At 38.9% G+C, this 314-nt stretch carries 1 protein-coding gene; it reads right to left on the reverse strand.

Annotated elements, in window-relative coordinates; translation table 11 throughout:
* Window positions 1–314: P-loop nucleotide/nucleoside kinase family protein (locus FS608_RS29805; protein WP_144556156.1), on the reverse strand; the 314-nt coding region annotated here is incomplete at both ends.

Here is a 314-nt window from a genome sequence, read left to right on the forward strand (position 1 = left end):
TATTCTTTTCCGCTAAACTCTAAAATATTTAAACCCTCGGATGCCTCTGGTGCTTCAAAAAATTTAGTAACATGAATAAACACCGCTTCCGAATCAAATGCTGCTCTTTCGGGTTGTTCGTTACGCCTTTGTGCAATTTGACGTAAGCATTGCTCGTTATTTAGATTAAGGAAAATTAGTTGATGGCTTGCATTGACCTCTGACGCCATATCCAAAAACCACTTTCGCAGTTTTTGGGTATTAGCTGGAAAATCCATCACTACATCTGTACCGACACTTAATATGTTTTGGACATGCTTTTTCACCAACGGCTT

This window comes from Bacillus sp. X1(2014) (genome assembly GCF_007678255.1).